This window comes from Cellulomonas carbonis, from assembly GCF_014636275.1.
Classification (GTDB): Bacteria; Actinomycetota; Actinomycetes; order Actinomycetales; family Cellulomonadaceae; genus Actinotalea; species Actinotalea carbonis.
The window spans coordinates 161,036-180,328 of record NZ_BMEB01000002.1; the positions used below are offsets into that span (position 1 = coordinate 161,036).

16 protein-coding genes are annotated in these 19,293 nt (G+C 74.4%); 3 read left to right on the forward strand and 13 right to left on the reverse strand.

Annotated elements, in window-relative coordinates; genetic code table 11:
• Nucleotides 1-13 precede the first annotated feature (13 nt).
• From IEV86_RS06055 to IEV86_RS06115, 13 genes are all read right to left on the reverse strand, one after another.
• Nucleotides 14-550, reverse strand: coding sequence for a GNAT family N-acetyltransferase (locus IEV86_RS06055; protein WP_052426094.1), 537 nt, complete (start codon nucleotides 548-550; stop codon nucleotides 14-16).
• 104 nt (nucleotides 551-654) lie between these two features.
• Nucleotides 655-1,311, reverse strand: a complete 657-nt coding sequence (locus tag IEV86_RS06060; RefSeq protein ID WP_052426092.1) for a hypothetical protein — start codon at nucleotides 1,309-1,311, stop codon at nucleotides 655-657.
• A 63-nt stretch (nucleotides 1,312-1,374) separates the two neighbouring features.
• Entirely contained in the window at nucleotides 1,375-1,923 is a 549-nt protein-coding gene (locus tag IEV86_RS06065; protein ID WP_052426091.1) for a DUF6036 family nucleotidyltransferase, read from the reverse strand.
• 3 nt (nucleotides 1,924-1,926) lie between these two features.
• Nucleotides 1,927-2,505: a hypothetical protein gene (locus IEV86_RS06070; protein WP_052426090.1), complete on the reverse strand. Its 579-nt coding sequence runs from the start codon at nucleotides 2,503-2,505 to the stop codon at nucleotides 1,927-1,929.
• 32 nt (nucleotides 2,506-2,537) lie between these two features.
• Entirely contained in the window at nucleotides 2,538-2,879 is a 342-nt protein-coding gene (locus tag IEV86_RS06075; RefSeq protein WP_043605103.1) for a hypothetical protein, read from the reverse strand.
• Entirely contained in the window at nucleotides 2,867-3,709 is an 843-nt protein-coding gene (locus IEV86_RS06080; protein ID WP_043605101.1) for an alpha/beta fold hydrolase, read from the reverse strand. The genes IEV86_RS06075 and IEV86_RS06080 overlap by 13 nt, the downstream gene beginning before the upstream one ends.
• 80 nt (nucleotides 3,710-3,789) lie before the next feature.
• Entirely contained in the window at nucleotides 3,790-6,414 is a 2,625-nt protein-coding gene (dnaB, locus tag IEV86_RS06085) for a replicative DNA helicase (RefSeq protein WP_043605099.1), read from the reverse strand.
• A 487-nt stretch (nucleotides 6,415-6,901) separates the two neighbouring features.
• The gene (locus tag IEV86_RS06090) at nucleotides 6,902-8,167 is read right to left on the reverse strand and encodes an AGE family epimerase/isomerase (protein ID WP_043605097.1); all 1,266 of its coding nucleotides are present in this window, start codon (nucleotides 8,165-8,167) and stop codon (nucleotides 6,902-6,904) included.
• An 88-nt stretch (nucleotides 8,168-8,255) separates the two neighbouring features.
• Nucleotides 8,256-10,874 (reverse strand): glycosyl hydrolase 2 galactose-binding domain-containing protein, encoded by a 2,619-nt coding sequence (locus IEV86_RS06095; RefSeq protein ID WP_052426089.1) that lies wholly within the window; start codon nucleotides 10,872-10,874, stop codon nucleotides 8,256-8,258.
• Between the two features lie 43 nt (nucleotides 10,875-10,917).
• Nucleotides 10,918-11,739, reverse strand: coding sequence for a carbohydrate ABC transporter permease (locus IEV86_RS06100; protein ID WP_043605095.1), 822 nt, complete (start codon nucleotides 11,737-11,739; stop codon nucleotides 10,918-10,920).
• A complete protein-coding gene (locus IEV86_RS06105) occupies nucleotides 11,736-12,743 on the reverse strand; it encodes a carbohydrate ABC transporter permease (protein ID WP_052426088.1) in 1,008 nt (335 codons plus the stop codon). The genes IEV86_RS06100 and IEV86_RS06105 overlap by 4 nt, the downstream gene beginning before the upstream one ends.
• A 96-nt stretch (nucleotides 12,744-12,839) precedes the next feature.
• A complete protein-coding gene (locus IEV86_RS06110; protein WP_043605093.1) occupies nucleotides 12,840-14,135 on the reverse strand; it encodes an ABC transporter substrate-binding protein in 1,296 nt (431 codons plus the stop codon).
• Between the two features lie 199 nt (nucleotides 14,136-14,334).
• A complete protein-coding gene (locus IEV86_RS06115) occupies nucleotides 14,335-15,375 on the reverse strand; it encodes a LacI family DNA-binding transcriptional regulator (RefSeq protein WP_043605091.1) in 1,041 nt (346 codons plus the stop codon).
• A gap of 224 nt (nucleotides 15,376-15,599) precedes the next feature.
• Between IEV86_RS06115 and IEV86_RS06120 the strand changes: the two genes are divergently transcribed.
• From IEV86_RS06120 to IEV86_RS06130, 3 genes are all read left to right on the forward strand, one after another.
• Nucleotides 15,600-16,571: a glycoside hydrolase family 113 gene (locus IEV86_RS06120; RefSeq protein ID WP_152605607.1), complete on the forward strand. Its 972-nt coding sequence runs from the start codon at nucleotides 15,600-15,602 to the stop codon at nucleotides 16,569-16,571.
• A 90-nt stretch (nucleotides 16,572-16,661) separates the two neighbouring features.
• Entirely contained in the window at nucleotides 16,662-18,038 is a 1,377-nt protein-coding gene (locus IEV86_RS06125; RefSeq protein ID WP_081978643.1) for an MATE family efflux transporter, read from the forward strand.
• 63 nt (nucleotides 18,039-18,101) lie between these two features.
• The gene (locus IEV86_RS06130) at nucleotides 18,102-19,289 is read left to right on the forward strand and encodes an FUSC family protein (protein WP_043605089.1); all 1,188 of its coding nucleotides are present in this window, start codon (nucleotides 18,102-18,104) and stop codon (nucleotides 19,287-19,289) included.
• Nucleotides 19,290-19,293 lie beyond the last annotated feature (4 nt).

Sequence of the window (19,293 nt, forward strand, 5' to 3'; positions counted from 1 at the left end):
GAGCGGCCGGCCGTCAGGGGCGCGGCGGCGCGTGCCGGCGCAGCGCGGTCGAGCGGATCTCGCCGAAGCCGAGCGACCGGTACAGGCCTTCGGCGTCGGCGGTCGCGTGCAGGTGCACGGTCTCGACGCCGTGCTCCTCCGACCAGTCGAGGCACGCCTGCACGAGCTCGCGCGCCAGGCCCTGCCCGCGGCTCTGCGGTGCCACGTAGACCGTCGAGACCCAGCCGACGAGGCCGAGCGGGGTCCCGGGGCCGGGCATGCGGGTCTCGAACGACACGACGGCGCACCCCGTGAGCCGCGGCGCCCCGGCCGGTGCGGGCTCGACGTCGTCCGCCGCGACGTGGGCGTCCGCGACGTACGCGATGAGGACGCCGGTCTCGAGGCCGGTCAGGACGTAGTCGCGCGCCGACGCGTACCAGGACGTGTCCTCGATGTCGTCACCGCGTCGGTAGGCGCCCGACGCCGCCATGTCGCGGAACATCTCGTGGCGCAGCCGGACGAGCTCGTCGACGTCGTCGGGTGTCGCGGGGCGCACACGCGGGGGGTTCACGACCATCGACCCTCGCGCGGGACGGTCGCCGCCGCAAGCCCGGCGGGTCGAGACGGTGGCCCGGGGCGCCCGCCCGGACGCGCGCCGGCGTGCGCCGGCGGGCGTCAGCGCGCCGTGACCTGCGCGGCGGTCGCGCCCGTGAGGCGGGACACGACGTCGACGGCCTGCTCCCAGTAGCGCGTGTAGTGGTTCGGGTCGGCGTTGCGCTGGACGGTGTGCGCGACGAGGGTCGGCGCCATCGAGCCCCGGTCGCCGACGCGGGCGAGCGCGGTGAAGAAGCTGGTCGCGCTGCGGGTCGGGTCCATGCGGTCGGCGAGCGTGCCCCACGCGCCGTTGTCGCGCTGCTGGAACAGGCCGCGGCTGTCGGGGCCCGCCGTGTCGCCGTGGTCGAGGACGCGCAGCGACGACTCACCCATGGCGGTCATGACGCCGATCGCGGCGTCGCGCAACGACAGGCCCATGGCCCGTCCCGCGGCGACGACGGCGCGCGCGTTGCCGACCTGCTCGGGGGTGAGGCCGGGGACGGCGGGCAGGGGGCCGGTCGAGGTGGCCGCGGGTGCCGCCGTCGTCGTCCCGATCTCGGCAGCCAGGGCAGACGCGAAGTCCGGACCCGAGGCCGTGCCCGACGCCGTGGCCGTGCCGGATGACGACGGCCGCAGCGCGAGCGTCGCGGCCGACGACGACGCACGGGCGGGCTGGAGGGTCGCGAGCGTCGAGCGGATCTCGGCCATGCGGCTCGTGATCGCGGCGATGCCGTCCATGCAGGGTCCTCCCAGGGTCGCGATGCCGATCGGCAGCCGACTGCGCGACGTGAGGGGTGGGCCCTACGCGTGCGACATGTCGAGGACGGCCTGGGCGAGGAGCTCGATGTCCTCGCGGGACTCGCCGAGCACCGACGAGTGCTCGCCGTAGACGTCGAAGGCCATGTCGGCCGCCTCCCGTGCGCCGCGGATGCCGAGGTGTCTGAAGAGGACCCGGAGGTCGGCGAGGTCCTGGGGGCGGCCCGCGGCGAGCTTCATCGCGAGCAGGTGACGCGGCGACGCGGCCGCGACGGCGAGACCCGGGACGTCGACGGGCACGGGGTCGTCGTCCCCACCCGGGACGAACGCCGTCGCCGCGCTGCTCAGCCATCCCGGCGAGAGGCCCAGGTCGCCCGCCATGCGTCGCGCCTCCTCGGCGACCGTGGCCTCGGGACGCAGGACGGCGTCGATGTCGCGCGTGCTCCGGCGGGTGTCGAACTCGAGCGCCATCGCCGCCCCGCCGACCACGTACACCGTCGCCGCGACGCCTCGAGCCGACAGGCGTGCCCCGAGCTCGGTGAGCAGACCGAGGATCTCCTCCCGCGTGAGCTGGTCACGGGCCGACGGCGCCATCGGTCAGGCCGTCCGGAACGCGGCGGCGTCGAGCCAGATGCCGAGGCGTGCGAGGTCGACGGGCGTCCGTGCCATGGTCCTGGCGGCCAGCACCCCACCCCCGGTCACGGGGAACCACCACGACTCGAGGGGCGGCCGCCGCGTCCACCGCGGCGCGGCGACGTCGCGACGGCGGCACTCCCTCGCGACGACCGCGCCGAGCAACGTGTCCCACTTGCGGTCGCCCGTGCCCGGCGGCCGACGCAGGAAGTCGGCGACGTCGGCAGGCGCCTCGAGACCGCGGAAGTCGTCGACCGCCTGGACGAGCATCCGGAGCGCGAAGTCCTCGTCCCCGCGGTGGAGCTCGTGACGGATGGCGAGGGCCGCGTCGCGGGCCGTCATCCACGGTCGGAGCGCCTGCCGGTGCATCCGGAGCAGGCGGGCGACCTCGGGCTGCGACCGCCCGACGACCGCTGCGATCTCGCGCTGGCTGAACCCGGCGGCCCGCGCACTCACCACGGCGTCGAGGAGCTGCCGCCGACCGCGCTCGACCAGGGCGTCGGCCTCCCGGGCCTGACGCCGCAGCGCCTCGCGTGTGGTCACGGGGCGATAGTAGTTGCTATCGCCCTGCCCGCTCAGCTCGGACGGGGCAGCCGCCGGCCACCGACCCGCACGAGCTGCCGCGTCGCGACCGACGCCGGGACGTGCGCCACGAGCGCGTCACGCACCCACGCCGCGACGGGGTGGGTGACGTATGGGCCGGCCGTGCCCGCCCAGGAGGACGCGCGCATCACGGCGGTGACGCGCGGCAGCCGCTCTCGCTCGTACCAGCCCAGGCGCTCGGGCAGGTACCGGCCCGCATCGGCGCACGCGAGCGTGAGGACGGGGCGTCCTCGAGCGCCTAGCAGCCGCCCTGCCCGAGGTTCGGCGCCACCGACGACGACGGCCGTGGGAGCCGCGGCGGTCACCGCGCCCACGCCCCGACGACGGTCGCGACGAAGGCCTCCGAGTCGTCGACCCAGGGGTAGTGGCCGGCACCCCGCTGGACGTGCACCGAGCCGTGGGCGGCGAGCGCGGCCACCTGCTCGGCGACGACGGGCGGGCTGAGCGGGTCGACCTCGCCCGCGACGACGACGACGGGGTGCGCGTGGTGCGCGAGCGCGGCGCGCGCCGCCGGCGGGTCGAAGGCGCCGTCGGCGACGAACGCGGCCGCCAGGTCGGGGTGCAGCTGCTGGTGCTGCGCGTCGTGGTGCTCACGGGCGGCGGCGTCCCAGCCGCCGTAGAACAGCGGGCCCGCCGTGCGCTCGTCGTCGTCGGTCGCGGCACCCGTCAGGACGGCGGTGAGGGCCGCGTAGGCCTCGGCGAAGCCGGGCCGACCTGACCCGAGACGTGCGCACGCGAGGCGCTGCTCGACGGTCGGCACGAGGCCGACGGCGCGCGTGCTCGGCGTGACGAGGGTCAGGGTCCCGACGCGGTCGGGGTGGGCGTCGAGGTACCGGAGCGCGAGGCTCGCGCCCGCGGAGTGGGCGAGCACGTCCACCCGCTCCCGCCCGAGTGCGACGCGCAGGGCCTCGACGTCACCGACCTGCCGGTCGCAGCGGTACGACGCCGCGTCGTCGGGCCGGCCGGAGCCACCCGTCCCGCGCAGGTCGAGGAGCACGAGCGTGCGGTGCCGCGACAGCCCGCCGAGGTCGCCCAGGTAGGAGGCGTCCCGCATCGGTCCGCCCGCGAGGCAGACGAGCGGCTCGCCGTCCCCGACGAGCCGGTAGGTCAGCGGGGTCCCGTCGGGCGCGATGAGGTGCGGCACGGGGTCATGCTCGCAGGCGGGGACTCACGCCGACCGCAGCGACCCCGCGAAGGCGAAGCTCGCTTCGAGAGCGGGTGCTCCTACATCCCCTCCGGCGCCATGTCGACGAACCGGGCGTAGTGGCCCTGGAACGCGACGACGATGTTGTCGGTCGGCCCGTTTCGGTGCTTGGCGACGATGATGTCGGCCTCGCCCGCGCGCGGGGACTCCTTCTCGTAGGCATCCTCGCGGTGGAGCAGGATGATGACGTCGGCGTCCTGCTCGATGGCGCCCGACTCACGCAGGTCGCTCATCTGCGGTCGCTTGTCGGTGCGCTGCTCGGCGCCACGGTTGAGCTGCGAGATCGCGATGACGGGGACCTCGAGCTCCTTGGCGAGCAGCTTGAGCGCACGCGAGAACTCCGAGACCTCCTGCTGGCGGGACTCGACGCGCTTGCCCGAGGACATCAGCTGCAGGTAGTCGATGACGACGAGCTTGAGGTCGTGACGCTGCTTGAGCCGCCGGCACTTGGCGCGGATCTCCATGAGCGACATGTTCGGCGAGTCGTCGATGAAGAGCGGCGCCTGCGAGACCTTGCCCATGGTCTGCGCGAGCTTCTGCCAGTCCTCGTCGCGCATCGTCCCCTTGCGCATGTTCTGCAGGGGCACGCGCGCCTCGGCCGACAGCAGACGCATCGTGATCTCGTTGCGGCTCATCTCGAGCGAGAAGACGACCGACGCGAGGCCGTGCTTGATCGCCGCCGACCGGACGATGTCGATGCCGAGCGTCGAGTTGTGGGTGGGCACCATCGCGCGGCCCGCCAGGTACAGGTGCGTCCGGTTGTCCACCTCGACGCACCGGACGGGAACGCTGTCGATCCGGCGCACCGCGGTGATGAACCTCGACCTCAGCCGCGGGGTCGAGGGTCGACGACGCTCCTTGTGGGCGAGCTTCTTCCGCTCGAGGCCGAAGACCTCGTCGTCCGTGGTGAAGGTGATCGTGTACGCGGTGCTGTGGAGGGCGTCACGGCCCTTCACCGCACGCGTCGACCAGCCCGTCCGGTAACCGAGGGAGTGGATGAGCTCCCTGACGTCCTCCGCGAGCCGGAGGTCCGTGACGCAGAACTGCACGCTGCCGGTCGGGTTGACGGTGCCGTCAGTGTCCAGAAGGCCCGCGAGCAGCTCTCGCCGCTGCCGCTCGCTCGCGCGCAGGTAGGGCACCGGGATGTGCTTGCTCCCGAGGACGCCGAGCGTCCTGAGCCTTCCGGCGACCGTGCCGAAGGCGTGGTGACATGCCTGGCAGCGTCGAAGGCCGCTCGTCTGGCGACCGCAGTCCAGGCACGTCGGGACCTTCGAACGTCGCCCGATCGCCTTCACGCGCCCGCCGCAGCTCCGGCCGCACGTCCGGACCTGCTGACGCGGGTTCACGTACTCCGCACCGCAGACCTCGCACGCGCGGGTCGGCGTCGCACCCTCCTCGGGGAGCTGGATCGTGTAGAGGCGTCCGTCGCGGCCCCCGTGCCGGACCGAGCGGAGACCGTTCCCCTCGATCCGCATCGCGATCTCGGGGTCGTCCGAGGTGAAACGCGCCGACGCCGAGTGTCCGTCACCGAGCCAGACGCCCAGCGCATAGGGGTCGACGAGCAGGTCCGCCTCGGGCAGGCGAAGCGCTCCCGCCGTCGCGATGCTGTGGTTCAGGCGCCGGTCCGCCGTCGGGCAGACGAGCGTGTCGGCGATCTCCTCGGTGGTCCGCACGGCGGGGAGCACGCGCGGCAGGGTCTCTCTGCGCCGCTCGGCCTCCTGGCGGGCCCGCCGCGACGCACGTGTGTCGGTCAGCCACTGGTGCTCGCCGTCGGCGACGAGAACCGTCCCGTCGTCGAACTGCACCTCGTAGCACGGGCGGTCGACGAGGACCTCGGTCGCCGCGACGACGGTGGTGGGCATCCCGTCGGCGTCCAGGAGCTGGTCGCCGACCCGGACCTCGCCCATCGTGGTCCAGCCCGTGGGCGTCGGCAGGGGGGTGTCGAGCGCGAGGGCCTTGCCGATGGCCGGACGTGCCGCGATGACCACCATCTGGCCCGGGTGCAGGCCGTTGGTCAGCTTGTCGAGGTCCTGGAAGCCGGTGGGCACGCCGACCATGCCCTCGCCGCGGTTGCTCGCGGCCTCGATCTCCTCCATCGCGCCGTTGATGATCTCCGAGAGCGGGAGGTAGTCCTCGCTCGTGCGCTGCTCGGAGACGGCGTAGATCTCGGCCTGGGCGTTGTTGACGAGCTCCTCGACGTCGCCGCCGTCGGTCGCGTACCCGAGCTGCACGATCCGCGTCCCGGCCTCGACGAGCCGCCGCAGCACCGCGCGCTCGCGCACGATCCGCGCGTAGTACCCGGCGTTGGCCGCCGTCGGCACCATCGAGATGAGCGTGTGCAGGTAGGGGGCACCGCCGATGCGGGCGATCTCGCCGCGCTTGGTCAGCTCGGCCGCGACCGTCACGGCGTCCGCCGGCTCGCCGCGACCGTAGAGGTCGAGGATCGCGTCGTAGACCATCTCGTGGGCCGGCCGGTAGAAGTCGGTGCCTTTGACCTCCTCGACGACGTCCGCGATGGCGTCCTTCGAGAGCATCATGCCGCCGAGCACGCTCTGCTCGGCGACGATGTCCTGCGGCGGGGTCCGGTCGAAGCCGGCCGCCGGCCGGGCCGGGCCGAGGTCCCGCTCGAGCTCGTCGAGGCTCATCCGACGCCCACCTGTGCCACCACGATGACGACCTCCATCCGCACGCGCGCTCCTCGAACTGACGTTCTATCGCACGCCGCAGACATGCCCGCTGCGTCCGGCCTCGAACCCTCGTCCTGCTGGACCGGTTGAGGCCCGCCCGCGACCGTATGCCCCCTCCGGGCGCGTCTCCAAGCCACGCCGGGGCCCCGGGTCGGAGGTCCTGTGGACGCCTTGGGGACAACCGCCGACGCGCGTGTGGACAGTCCGGCGTGGCGCTGTGCACAGGCCGTGGACATCCCTGTGGACGACGTCCTACGAATCGGGTCGCGGGCCGCTGACCTGCGACGACATGATGCACCAGGTGTGGAGAAAAACTCGCCTGCGGTCCGTTCACCAGGTGGACAGGCCCGTCTCGGCCGTCGTGTGAGCGCTACCACAGCACATCCCCCGGCGGTCCCGTCCGGCCCGCGCCTCGACCCGAGGCGCGGGCCGCGGTCCTACCCGCTCACCTCCGCGCGCGCAGCGCCGCCGCGAACGAGGGCACGGTCGGCAGTTCCGGCAGCAGCGCCGCCTGGTACGCGTGGTAGACGTCGGGCTTGCCCGGCCAGACCTCGGCCGACACCGCGTTGGCGGGGTCGAGCTCGTGGTACCACGACCCACGCTCGTGGTCCACGAGGTACCGGTCGACGTAGGCCCACCACCGCTCGGCGTCGCGCGTCCACCGCTCGTCGCCCGTCGCACGCGCGAGCACCGTCGCGGTGCTGACGGCCTCAGCGGCGACCCAGTGCATGCGCGTGCGGACGACGGGCCGCCCGTCCCACGCGGTCGTGTACACGAAGCCGTCGGCGCCGTCGACGGCCCACCCGTCCGCGACCGCGCAGTCCGCGAGCGCCACGGCCGCGTCGACGAGACCGGGAGGCGCCGCGGCGCCGAGCGTGCCGTCGACCGCGACGAGCAGCCGCGCCCACTCGAGGCCGTGGCCGACGGTCGCGCCGTACGGGCGGAACGGGTCGGCCGGGCGGTCGCGGTTGTGCTCGAGCACCGGCCGCCACCGCGCGTCGAAGTGCTCGGGGATCCGCCAGTCGTTGTCCCGCGCCCACCCGACGACGTGCGCCGCGATCCTCCCGGCGCGCTCGTGCCACCGCCCGTCCCCGGTCACGTCACCGGCCGCGAGGTACGCCTCGACCGTGTGCATGTTGGCGTTGACGCCGCGGTAGTCGTCGAGCGTGGTCCACGCGCGGTCCCACTCCTCGACCGCGAGCCCGGCGTCGTCGTCCCAGAACCGCTCCTCGTGCACCCGGAGCGCATCGGCGAGGAGCGCGTCCGCGCCCGGCACGTCCGCCGCGACCGCCGACGACGCCGCGAGGACGACGAACGCGTGCCCGTAGGCCTGCTTGCGGTCGTCCACGGGCCCGTCCTCCCGGACCGCCGCGAACCACCCGCCGTGCTCGTCGTCGTGCAGCGCACCACCCGCGCCCGACGCACCGCCCGTACCCTCCGGCCCGCGCAACGACGCGACCCCGTGCGCCGCGAGGTCCCGCAGCGCGGCGTCGTCCGGGCCGCCCGGTGCGGGTGCCTCGCCCGCGAGCGCGCCGAGCGACGCCACGTGCGTCATGCGGCACGTGATCCACAGCTCGACGGGTCGTCCCGTGTCGAGGTCGCCGTCGTCGCCGAGCCAGCCGAAGCCGAGCGGATGGCGCGCGCGCGCCGCGAACCGCAGCAGGTCCGCGCGCTGCGCCGCGAGGTGGGCGGGGCTGCCGGGTGCGTCCATGTCTCCTCCTCCTCGGGCGACCACGTCACCCGTGCCTCGGGCCTGCTCCGTCGGGCCGGCCGCGGACGGCCCCGGTGCCAGCCTGCCGTCACCGGGGGGTCGCGCGCAGCCGGCCCGTGCAGGCGAGGAGCGCCGACCACTGCGCGTCGGTCACCTCACCGGCCCGCGCGGCGCGCACCTCGAGGCGTGCGCGCTCGCCGGGCAGCAGCGTGACGAGCTGCCGGTCGACGACGACGTCGGCAAGGCGCGCGTCGGTCTCGGCGAGGACGACGAGGTCGCGGACCAGGTCGACGGCGCGCACCTCGAGCACCACGGTCGCGGGGTCCGCCGTCCGCTCGACGACGACCTCGGCGCGCACGTCGGGCGTGCCGAGCACCAGGTCGCCCCGCAGCCACCGGACGGCCCGCCGGCCGTCGACCGTGACCACGACCGCGTCGGCGTGCGCGATCGCCCCGGGCGCCGCACGGCTCGGCTCGACGGCGACGTGCCCGTCCGCCGGCACGACGACGTCGACGCCCTCCTCGTGCAGCACGTCACCGCGCGCCGTGACCACCGTGACCCGACCGCGCGCCGGCCACGGCTCCGCCAGGTCGTTGACGAGCGTGAGCCCGGCGGGTGCGTCGGGTGCGGTGGGCAGCACGGCACGCGGTGCGAGCACGTCGCGCATCGCGTACCAGGCCAGCTTGCGCCGCCCCGCGACGTCGAGCACGGACCACGAGAGCGCGGGCCAGTCGTCGTCGAGCTGCCACCAGACCGCACCCGAGCACGTGTCGTGCAGGCTGCGGAACCGGCCGATCGACGAGCGCACCGCGCCCGCCTGCACGAGCTGCGTCGCGTGGAACCAGCCGCGACCGTCCGTCGGCCGCTCACGATGGTGGTCCGCGACGCCGCGGTCGAGGCTCTCCATGCCGCGGTACGCCTTCTGCAGACGTCCGAGCCGCTCGTCGTCGGGACCGTCGGGCTCGCCGCCGAGGGCGCGCACGAGCACCGGCCAGCTCGCGGGCGCCTGCCAGCCGAACTCGGCCGCGAAGCGCGACGTCCGCTGCTCGAAGGCCGTGTGGTCGAGCTCGTTCCACGTGTCCCAGTGGTGCGTGATGCCGCGCGTCGGGTCGTTCGGGTGCGGGTCGCCGTCCTCGCCGCCGGGGGAGAAGGGCGACCCGGGCACGTACGGCCGCGCGGGGTCGAGCTCGGCGAGCAGCTCGGGCAGGAGCCGGTGGTAGTAGCCCGCACCCCACGGCCGGCCGGCGAGCACGTCCTTCCAGCCCCAGTCCTCGTGGCCCCACAGGTTCTCGTTGCAGCCGCACCACAGCACGAGCGACGCCCGGTGCCCGACCCGCACGACGGCGTCGTGCACCTCCGCAGCGACCTGCTCACGCGTCGCCTCGTCCTCGGGGTAGGCCGCGCACGCGAACGGGAAGTCCTGCCACACCATGACCCCGAGCTCGTCGCACACGTCGTAGAACGCGTCGGACTCGACGACCCCGCCGCCCCAGACGCGCAGCAGGTTGGCGCCCGCCCCGACCGCCTCGCCCACGAGGTGCCGCAGGTGGTCGGACGTGACGACCTCGGGCGTGACGTGCGGCGGGATCCAGTTGAACCCGCGCACCCACGCACGCCGCCCGTTCACGTGCAGCTCGAACGACTCGCCCACCGCGTCCGGCTCGCACCGCAGCCGCAGGTCACGGAACCCGACGCGGCGGACCGCGCGGTCGAGGACGGCGCCGGCGGAGTCGACGAGCTCGAGGACGACGTCGTGCAGGGCGGGCGAGCCGAGACCCACCGGGTCCCAGCGCGCGACGTCGTGCACGACGGCGCCGCCGACGACGGCGCCGTCACCCGCGTCCCGGTCGGCACCGCCCCCGGGGGCGGCGGCCCCGGCGCGCGGTGTGATCGCCCCCGCCGCGACCTCGCGACCCGCGACCCGCACGACGACGTGCGCCGCGCCGGCGGTCCCGCTCGTCGTCGCGCGGAAGTCCAGCGTCCCAGCAGCCCTGTCCGCGTCCCACCCCGCCGAGAGCCGGACCTCCTCGAACCGAGCGCCGGACCACGTCTCGAGCAGGACCGGGCGCCACAGCCCGCCGGTCATGGTCACGGGCCCCCAGTCCCACCCGAACGAGCACGCCATGGTGCGCACCTGGTTGTACGGGAGCTCGTAGATGTCGGCGCGCGGCAGCGGGTCCGCCGCCTCGGCAGCCTGCGCGACCGGCAGGACGGGGTCGACCTCGACCCGCACGTCCCAGGCGGGTGCGGATCCGCCCGGCCCGTGCGTCGGGTCGCCGTCGGGACCGTGGCTCACCCCGAGCTCGACGACGTGCCGCCGGAACATGTCGGCCACCTCGAGCCGGACCTCGCCGTCGACGACGACGCGTCCCACCGTCTGCACGCCCTCGAGCACGAGGCGGGCCCGCTCACCATCGGCCGGCCGCGGGATGCGCGTGCGCAGCTCCCACGGCGTCGCCGCGACCCAGGCGACGTGCTCCTCGTGGGCGTCGACCGTCACGTCGCCCGCGAGCCCCGCCGCGACGAGCGCCGCGAGCGCCGTCGTCGGCACGTGGACCGGCAGGCCGTCACGGAGCGCGTCACGCGCGGCTGTCGGCACGTCGGGGGGCAGGTCGTCGAGGGACCCGCGCACGTGGAGCGTCCAGTCCGTCAGGGGGGTGCGGACGGGTCCGGCGGCCGTCGTCGTGCGGGCGGCGGTCGTGGTCATCGTGCCTCGTTCCTGGTGGTGCCGTGGTCGCCCGGGCGCGCGCTCACTTGGTCGCGCCCGAGGTGAAGCCGTTGTAGATGTAGCGCTGGAGCGCGAGGAAGATCACGAGCGTCGGGAGGATGACGATGATCACGCCCGCGGCGATCACCTCCCACTGCGCGCCGAACGGTCCGGTGAACCGGAACAGGGACGTCGACAGGACCGGGAGGTCGCGCGACGGCATGTAGAGGAACGGGATGTAGAAGTCGTTGTAGACCGCGAACCCCTTGATGATGACGACGGTGGCGATCGCGGGCTTGAGGAGCGGGAAGACGATCCGCCAGAACACCGTGAGGCGGTTCGCGCCCTCGAGCATCGCGGCCTCGTCGAGCTCCTTCGGGACCGACCGGACGAACTGCAGGAAGATGTAGATCGACACGATGTCGGTGCCGAGGAACAGCAGGATCGGCGCCCAGAGCGTGTTGTAGACGCCGAGCCCGTTGACGATCTGGAACGTCGCGACCTGCGTCGTCACCCCGGGCACGAGGACCGCGACGAGGAAGAGCCCCAGGACGAGGCGACGGCCGCGGAACTCGAAACGGTCGATCGCGTACGCGGTCATCGCCCCGACGACGACGGCACCCGCGACCGAGACGCCCAGGACGAGCATCGTGTTGACGAAGCCGAGCGCCATCCGGCCGCCGGTGAACGCCGTCGCGTAGTTCTCGAGCGTGAACGTCGTGGGGAGCGTGAAGGGCCCCGTGGTCTGGAACTCCTCGCGCGTCTTGAGCGACGCCATGACGAGCACGACGAGCGGGAGCAGCGTCACGACGCTCGCGACGACGAGGCTCACGTACTTGGCCGTGCCGAGCAGGGTCCGGGTCATGTGAGGTTCACCTTCTCGTCCGGCACGACCTTGCGCTGGATCCATGTGATGAGCAGGACGAACAGCAGCAGCACCACGGCCATCGCCGACGCGAGGCCGACCCGGCGCGGACGCATCTCGAACGCGAGGCCGATGGTCTGGATGACGAACGTCTCGGAGCCGTTGGCCCCACCGGTCATGACGTAGGGGATCTCGAAGACGGCGAGGCTTCCCGACACCGCGAGGATGAAGGAGAGGGTCACGACGGGCTTGATCGACGGCAGGATGATCCAGCGGAACTGGTCCCAGCGGTTCGCGCCGTCCAGCTCGGCCGCCTCGTACAGGTGCGGGTTGATGGACTGGATCGCGCCCAGGAACAGCACGAAGTTGAGTCCCGTGTAGCGCCACACCGAGGTCCCGGCGAGCGACACGTTGATGACGTCGGGGTTCCCGAGCCACTGCGTCGTCAGCGCCTCCAGGCCGAGGGCCGCGAGCGTCGTGTCGAGCGTCCCCCCCGGCCGGAAGAAGTACAGGAACGTGAACCCGATCGCGACGCCGTTGATGAGGTAGGGGAAGAACAGGATCCCCTTGAACAGGTTCCTGAAGCGGGTGCTGAAGCTCAGGACCGTCGCGAAGTACAGCGCGAGGCCCATCTGCACGAACGACGCCGCGAAGTAGTAGAGGCTCACGAAGAAGACCTCGAAGTACTCGGGGCCGCCGAAGATGCGCGCGTAGTTCGCGAGGCCCACGACGTCGCGGTCCTTGCTGATCCCGTTCCAGTCGGTGAACGAGTAGCCGACCATGTTCATCACGGGCACGTACGTGAACGTGACGAGCAGGCCCACGGGTACGAGCAGGAACAGGTAGGGCGTGAGCTCGACGCGACGACGACGGCGCCCGTCCGGCCCGACCCGTGGTGCGGTGCGCGCGGCCCGGGTGCCGACGCGACTGCCGGCACGGCCGCGCCGCAGCGCCTGCCGGACGCCGCTCGCGGGTCCGGCGGGCGGACCTGTCGTGATGCCCATCGTGTCCTCCGACGCTGGAGTGGCGGGTGGGTGCTGGGTGGGGTGCCCCCGCCGCGCGCTCGTCACGCGGCGGGGGCCGTCCCGGTCCGGTACCGGTCAGGTGCCGACCACGGCGGCGCGGGCCTCGGCCCACCGCGCGTTGAGGTCGTCGAAGACCTGCTCCTTGGTCTCGCCGGAGGCGCCGCGGGCGGCGTCGACGATCCGCTGGCGGTAGTCGGGGTTCCACAGCCCGATCTCCGCCTCGGCGTCGATGTCGTTCACCAGGCTCTCGGCACCGGGCTCGGCGGGTGCGAGCTCCACGTACTCGACACCGAGCTCCTCGAAGTCGGCGAGGGTGTCCGGCGTCGGGCCGTCGAGGCGCGGGGACAGACCGCCCTGGTCCGTCGCGTAGCCGGACTCGTCCGCGAACCAGTCCAGCCACGCGCGCGCGGCGGCCTTGTTGTCGGAGTTGACGTTGATGCCGTTCTTGTAGTCGCCACCCGCCGTCGAGTGGAAGGTTCCGTCGACCTGGTGAGGGAAGGGCATGTAGCCGATGTCGTCGGGGTCGTCGGCCGCGTCGCGCATCTGCGTGATGGCCCACGAGCCGAGCACCATCGAGGCGACCTCGCCGCGGCCGAGCATGCCCTTCGACTCCTCCCAGTTCGTCGTGATCGGGTCGGGCTCGGTGAGGCCGGCGGCGACGGCGTCGAACAGCAGGGAGTCGATGACGAAGTGCTCCTCGCCCTCGGCCCACGGGGAGTCGGTCTCGGCGAGCAGGTTCGCGGCCTCCGGGTCGGCGGAGATGGTCCCGCGGTGGCCCTCCCACTGCGTGAGCGGCCAGCCGTCGGCGTAGTTCGTGTAGAGCGGGACGGCGTCGGTCGCGTCCGCGATGGCGCCGAGGGCGTCGAGGAACTCGTCGGGGCTGGTCGGGATCTCGGTGACCCCGGCCTCCTCCCAGACGGTCTTGTTGTAGACGATGCCCTGGACGTTGCCCGTGATGGCGATGCCGTACGACTGGCCGTCGTACGCCTGCTCGCCACGCACGAACCGGTAGGTCTCCGCGAGCTCGTCCACGGGACCGAGCGGCTCGAAGAAGTCGGGGAGGTCGGCGGGCGCGATGGTGTTCGGGATGAGGAGCACGTCGCCGTAGTCGGCGGTGCTCATCCGCGTCGTCACCTCGCCCTCGTAGTCGGTGATCGCCTCGAACGTCACGGTGACGTCCGGGTGCTCCTCCTCGAACGCGGCCTTGTAGTCGGCGAAGACCGTGTCGACGATGTCGGTCCGGTTCGTCAGGACCGTGATGTCACCGGCGATCTCGCCGTCGGCACCGGCCTGCTGTCCCCCGTCGTCCCCGCCGCAGGCCGCCAGCAGGGTCGTGGCGGCGGCGGCGAGCGCCACAGTGCGCTTTCTCATGTCTCTTCTCTCCGTCTCGACGCCCGCAGCGACGCTGCGGCGGGTCGCGAGTGCGACGTGGGCGCTACTTAAGCGCTTAAGTCCCGTGGCGTCAAGAGGTCGTCCCCGTGCCGGCGTCCGGCAGCGAGGGCTCGCGAGCCGGCCGGCGCGACGGCGGAGCGCGTCGGCTCGGCGGGCGGTTGCGGCGGGGCCGGTCGGCTCAGCGGGCCGGGGCCGGCCCGACGCTGCCCCGGCCCACGAGCGTGGGGACCGAGCTGCGCACCGCGGTCGGCTCGGCGCCGGCGACCGCGTCGAGGAGCACCCGCGCCGCCGCCGACCCGTACGCGGCGACGTCCCTGCTCATCGCGCTCAGCGGCGGGTTCGTCAGCCGGCACAGCGGCGAGTCGTCCCAGGCGAGGACGGACAGGTCCTCGGGCACGCGCAGCCCCAGCTCCGCCGCGACGTGCATCGCACCGACGGCCATGAGGTCGTTGTCGAGCACGACGGCGGTGGGCGGCTCGGCACGCGTGAGGACGTCGCGCGTCGCGGCCGTGCCGCCGTCGACCGTGTAGTCGGTGCTCACCTGGACGATCTCGACGCCGAGGCGCTCGCCCGCACGACGGAACGCCTCGGACCGGACCTGCGTGTGCACGAGGTCCTCGAGTCCCGCGACGCGGGCGATCCGCCGGTGGCCGAGGCTCGCGAGGTGCGTGATGGCCTCCTCGACGGCGTGCGCGTCGTCGCTCCACACGGACGGCAGCGGACCGGCGTGCTCGGGGTCGCCGACGACGACGGCCGGCAGCCCGAGCTCGGTCAGGACGCCGACGCGCGGGTCGTCGACGCGGAGGTCGACGACGAACACGCCGTCGACCCGTCGCTCCGACCACCACCGCCGGTAGGTCTCGAGCTCGCGGTCGGGGTGCGGGGACACCTGGAGCAGCAGCGCGAAGCCGCGCTCGGACAGGACCTCCTCGACGCCCGAGACGAACGACATGAAGAACGGCTCCATGCCGAGCACCGAGGCGGGTCGCGTGATGACCATGCCGACCGTCGACGAGCCGACCCCCGTGAGGGCGCGCGCCGCCGTGCTCGGCGTCCAGCCCGCCTCGGCCGCGACCTGGAGCACCCGCGCGCGCGTGGCGTCGGACACGCCCGGGCGACCGTTGAGCGCGTACGAGACCGCACCCGCCGAGACGCCCGCGCGCTGCGCGATGTCCGCGATCGTGGGCCGGCGGGGTCCGGTCGTCCGGCGCGGGCTCATGCGCGCGTCACCTGTGCGACCACCCCGTCACCGTCCCGTCCCTCGCGCGCTCCCGGCCCGAAGGATACGTCGGTGCGCACGGTCGCCGCGGGCGGTCCGGTCCGCGCGGCCGGTCGGCGCCGCCCCCGCAGGCCGCGGCGGGCACGGGCTCCCCATCGATGACTTAAGCGCGTAAGTTGCTCCGGGGCGCACCGCGGCGCCCCACCGAGGACGGAGGCCCGTCGATGACGCAGCGAACCGATCGCACCCTGACCGCGACACCCGTGCGCGGCATGACCTGGGGCTGGGTCGGCGAACCGGGGACCTGGAGCACCCCGGCGGCCGACCGCTCGATGCGCGCGATGGCGGGCCTGGGCGTCACCTGGGTCACCCTCGCCTACGCCGCGGTGCAGGACACCGCGCAGTCGACCGAGGTGCGGTGGCGTGGCACGACCGTCTCCGACGACGAGATCCGTGACGCCGTCGGGCGCGCCCGGGCGCTGGGGCTGCGGGTGTGCCTCAAGCCGACCGTGAACTGCGTCGACGGCACGTGGCGCGCGCACATCGGCTTCCTCGAACCCGACGTCCCGGGCGAGCCGACGTGGCGTGAGTGGTTCGCGTCCTACGGTGAGTACGTCCTGCACCACGCCGCGCTCGCCGAGGAGCTCGACGCCGACCTCTTCTGCGTGGGCTGCGAGATGGTCCGCGCCGACGCCCAGGAGCAGCACTGGCGCGACCTCGTCGCGGCCGTCCGGCAGGTGTACTCCGGACCGGTCACCTACAACTGCGACAAGTACCAGGAGGACCGTCTGACCTGGTGGGACGCGGTCGACGTGATCAGTGCGTCGGGCTACTACCCGAGCGGGACGTGGGCGGCCCAGCTCGACCGGGTCGAGCGCGTCGTCGAGCGCCACGGCAAGCCGTTCCTGTTCGTCGAGGCGGGCTGCCCGAGCCGCGAGGGATCACCGGAGCGCCCGAACGACTGGACGCACGACGGCGCACCGAGCGGCTCCGCGCAGGCCGGGTACCTCGACGAGATGCTCACCGCGTGCGCCGAGCGCCCCTGGGTCGGCGGCGTCGTGCTCTGGGACTGGCCCGCCGACCTGTACCCCGCGCACGAGGCCCCCGACAACCGCGACTACTGCGTCCACGGCAAGCCCGGCGCCGACGTCGTCGCCCGCCACTTCGCGTCCTGGGGAGCCCCGCCGCCAGCCTGACCCGCCCGGACCGCCCGTCCACGAGCCGGCCGGGGGCCCCCACCACCGGGTTCGCTCGACCACCGGGCGCGCGCCCGGCACAGTGGGCGCGTGCCCGCCCGCCGACCCGACTCCCGCCGCGACGGGCCGGCGGCCCGCACGCGCTCCCGGCCCGACGCCCTCGACCGGAGCATCGTCGCGCTCGCGCTGCCCGCGCTCGGCGCGCTCGTCGCGGAGCCGCTGTTCGTGCTCGTCGACTCGGCCGTCGTGGGACGCCTCGGCACCGCGCCGCTCGCGGGTCTCGCGCTCGCCGGGACCGTCCTGACGACCGTCGTCGGGCTCTGCGTCTTCCTCGCGTACACGACCACGGCGTCGGTCGCGCGCAGCGTCGGTGCGGGCGAGCGCGACCGCGCGATGCGGCTCGGCGTCGACGGCCTGTGGCTCGCCGCGGGCCTCGGGGCGGTGCTCGCCGTCGTCCTCGGCCTCGCCGCCCCGTGGCTCGCGACCGCGCTGGGCGCGCCGGCCGACGTCGTCCCGCACGCCGTCGCGTACCTGCGCTGGTCGGCGCCCGGGCTGCCCGGGATGCTCGTCGTCCTCGCCGCGACGGGGGTGCTGCGCGGCATGCTCGACACGCGCACGCCGCTCGTCGTCGCGGCGTCGGGCGCGGTGCTCAACGCGGTCCTGTCCGTGACGCTCGTCCTGGGGCTGGGCATGGGCGTCGCCGGGTCGGGGCTCGCGACGGCGGTCGCGCAGGTGCTCATGGGCGCGGCGCTCGCCGCCGTCGTCGTGCGCGGGGCGCGCGCGGCGGACGTGCGGCTCGTGCCGACCCGCAGCGGGGTGCTCGGCGGCGTCCGCTCGGGCCTGCCCCTGCTGCTGCGCACGCTGTCGCTGCGCGCCGCGCTCCTCCTCGCCGCGTGGGTCGCGGCGGGGCTCGGGACGGTCGCCCTCGCGGGCCACCAGGTCGTGATGGCGGTGTGGGGACTCCTGGCGTTCGGCCTCGACGCGCTCGCGATCGCGGCGCAGGCGCTCGTCGGGCAGGGGCTGGGCGCGGGCGACGTCGGGCGCACGCGTGCGGTCCTGCGCCGCACCCTCGCGTGGGGGACGGCGGCCGGCGCCGCCGCGGGGGTCGCCGTCGCCGCGACCGCGTGGTGGGTCGGCCCGCTCTTCTCCGCCGACGACGACGTGCGCCGCGCCGTCGCGCTCTCGCTCGTCGTCGTCGCGGTCGGGCTGCCCGTCGCGGGCTGGGTGTTCGTGCTCGACGGCGTGCTGATCGGCGCGGGCGACGGGCGCTACCTCGCGGCGGTGGGCTTCGTGACGCTCGCGGTGTACGCGCCGGCGGCGCTCGCCGTGCGCGCCTGGGCCGACGGCGGCGCGGCGGGTCTCGCGTGGTCCTGGGTCGCGTTCGCGGGCGTCTTCATGCTCGCCCGCGCCGTGACGACGGGCCTGCGGGCACGCGGCACGGCGTGGATGGTCACCGGCGCGCCCTGACCGGTCGGCCCGACCGGGGCGCGCCGGGATGCAGCGACGGCGCGGGTCGCGTGGACTGGGGGCATGCCCCCCGATGCCGCCGCACGCGGCCGCGTCCACGCGGTCCTCGGGCACCCCCGGGTCGCGATGGCGGCCAAGGGTGCCGTCGCGGCGACCCTCGCCTGGGTCGTCGCGGAGCAGCTGCCCGGACCCGTCGCCGAGTACTCGTTCTACGCACCCTTCGGCGCCGTCGCGACGATGTACCCCGCGGTCGCGCAGTCCGCGGCCGAGTCGGTCCGGGCCACCGCCGCGATCGGGCTCGGCGCGGTGCTCGGCCTCGCCACGGACCGCGTGCTCGGCAGCGGCACGCTCGGCCTGGCCCTCGTCGTCGCGGTCGGGATCCTCCTCGCGGGGATCCGGTGGGTCGGCGAGCAGCGGGTGTACGTACCGGTCGCGGCGGTCTTCGTGATGCTCCTGGGTCAGGGCGCCGAGGTGGAGTTCTCCGCCTCCTACGCCGGCCTCTTCCTGCTGGGCGCGGCGTTCAGCGTCGTCGCGAACGCGCTGTTCCCGAGCTTCCCGCTGCGCCGGGCCGACGACGCCCTCCGGACGCTGCGCCGTGCGACCGCCGAGCACCTGCGCGCGTCGGCGGACCGGCTCGAGCGCGACGACGACCCGCCACCCGCCCCGCGCCCCCGCCCGCTGGGCGGACGGGTCGACGCCGCCCGCACGGCGGTCGGGGAGCTGGTCGGCTCGTCGCGCGGGAACCGCCGGGCGCACCGGGACGTCGCGGCGGTCGACGTCCGGCGTCGGACGTTCGCCGCGCTCGAGCGCGCCGTCCTGCTGGTCGACGACCTCGACGCGCTCGCCGCCGACCGACCCTGGGGTGCGAGCGTCCAGTCCGTGCCGACCGCGCTGAGGTCACCCATGGCCGAGGCGCTGCGGCGGCTCGCCGAGGCCGTCGAGACGGTGGGGCTCGAGGACACCGAGCCGGGCGTGCGAGCCGACGTCGACGGCGCCGTCTCCGCGCTGGCCGCGGCCCTCGCCGAGCACGAGGACGCGCACGGCCGCGACGCCGCGGGCCTCCTCGTCGCGACCGTCGTGACGACGCTGCGTCGCACGCTGTCGGTGCTCACGCCGGAGGACCGGATCCGGCTCCCCGGGCTCGGCGCGAGCGCCGGGGTCGACGCCGGTGCCGGGGTGGACGGCCTCGGCCGCGCCGACACCACGGACGACGACGGCCCGGACCCCCGCAGGGATCCGGGCCGGTCGTGAAGCG

Coding starts and splice junctions, on each gene's coding strand:
- IEV86_RS06100 (WP_043605095.1), bottom strand. CDS start 11,739: ATGACCCGGACCCTGCTCGGCACGGCCAAGTACGTGAGCCTCGTCGTC.
- IEV86_RS06105 (WP_052426088.1), bottom strand. CDS start 12,743: ATGGGCATCACGACAGGTCCGCCCGCCGGACCCGCGAGCGGCGTCCGG.
- IEV86_RS06095 (WP_052426089.1), bottom strand. CDS start 10,874: ATGACCACGACCGCCGCCCGCACGACGACGGCCGCCGGACCCGTCCGC.
- IEV86_RS06060 (WP_052426092.1), bottom strand. CDS start 1,311: ATGGACGGCATCGCCGCGATCACGAGCCGCATGGCCGAGATCCGCTCG.
- IEV86_RS06120 (WP_152605607.1), top strand. CDS start 15,600: ATGACGCAGCGAACCGATCGCACCCTGACCGCGACACCCGTGCGCGGC.
- IEV86_RS06115 (WP_043605091.1), bottom strand. CDS start 15,375: ATGAGCCCGCGCCGGACGACCGGACCCCGCCGGCCCACGATCGCGGAC.
- IEV86_RS06065 (WP_052426091.1), bottom strand. CDS start 1,923: ATGGCGCCGTCGGCCCGTGACCAGCTCACGCGGGAGGAGATCCTCGGT.
- dnaB (WP_043605099.1), bottom strand. CDS start 6,414: ATGAGCCTCGACGAGCTCGAGCGGGACCTCGGCCCGGCCCGGCCGGCG.
- IEV86_RS06130 (WP_043605089.1), top strand. CDS start 18,102: ATGCCCCCCGATGCCGCCGCACGCGGCCGCGTCCACGCGGTCCTCGGG.
- IEV86_RS06110 (WP_043605093.1), bottom strand. CDS start 14,135: ATGAGAAAGCGCACTGTGGCGCTCGCCGCCGCCGCCACGACCCTGCTG.
- IEV86_RS06090 (WP_043605097.1), bottom strand. CDS start 8,167: ATGGACGCACCCGGCAGCCCCGCCCACCTCGCGGCGCAGCGCGCGGAC.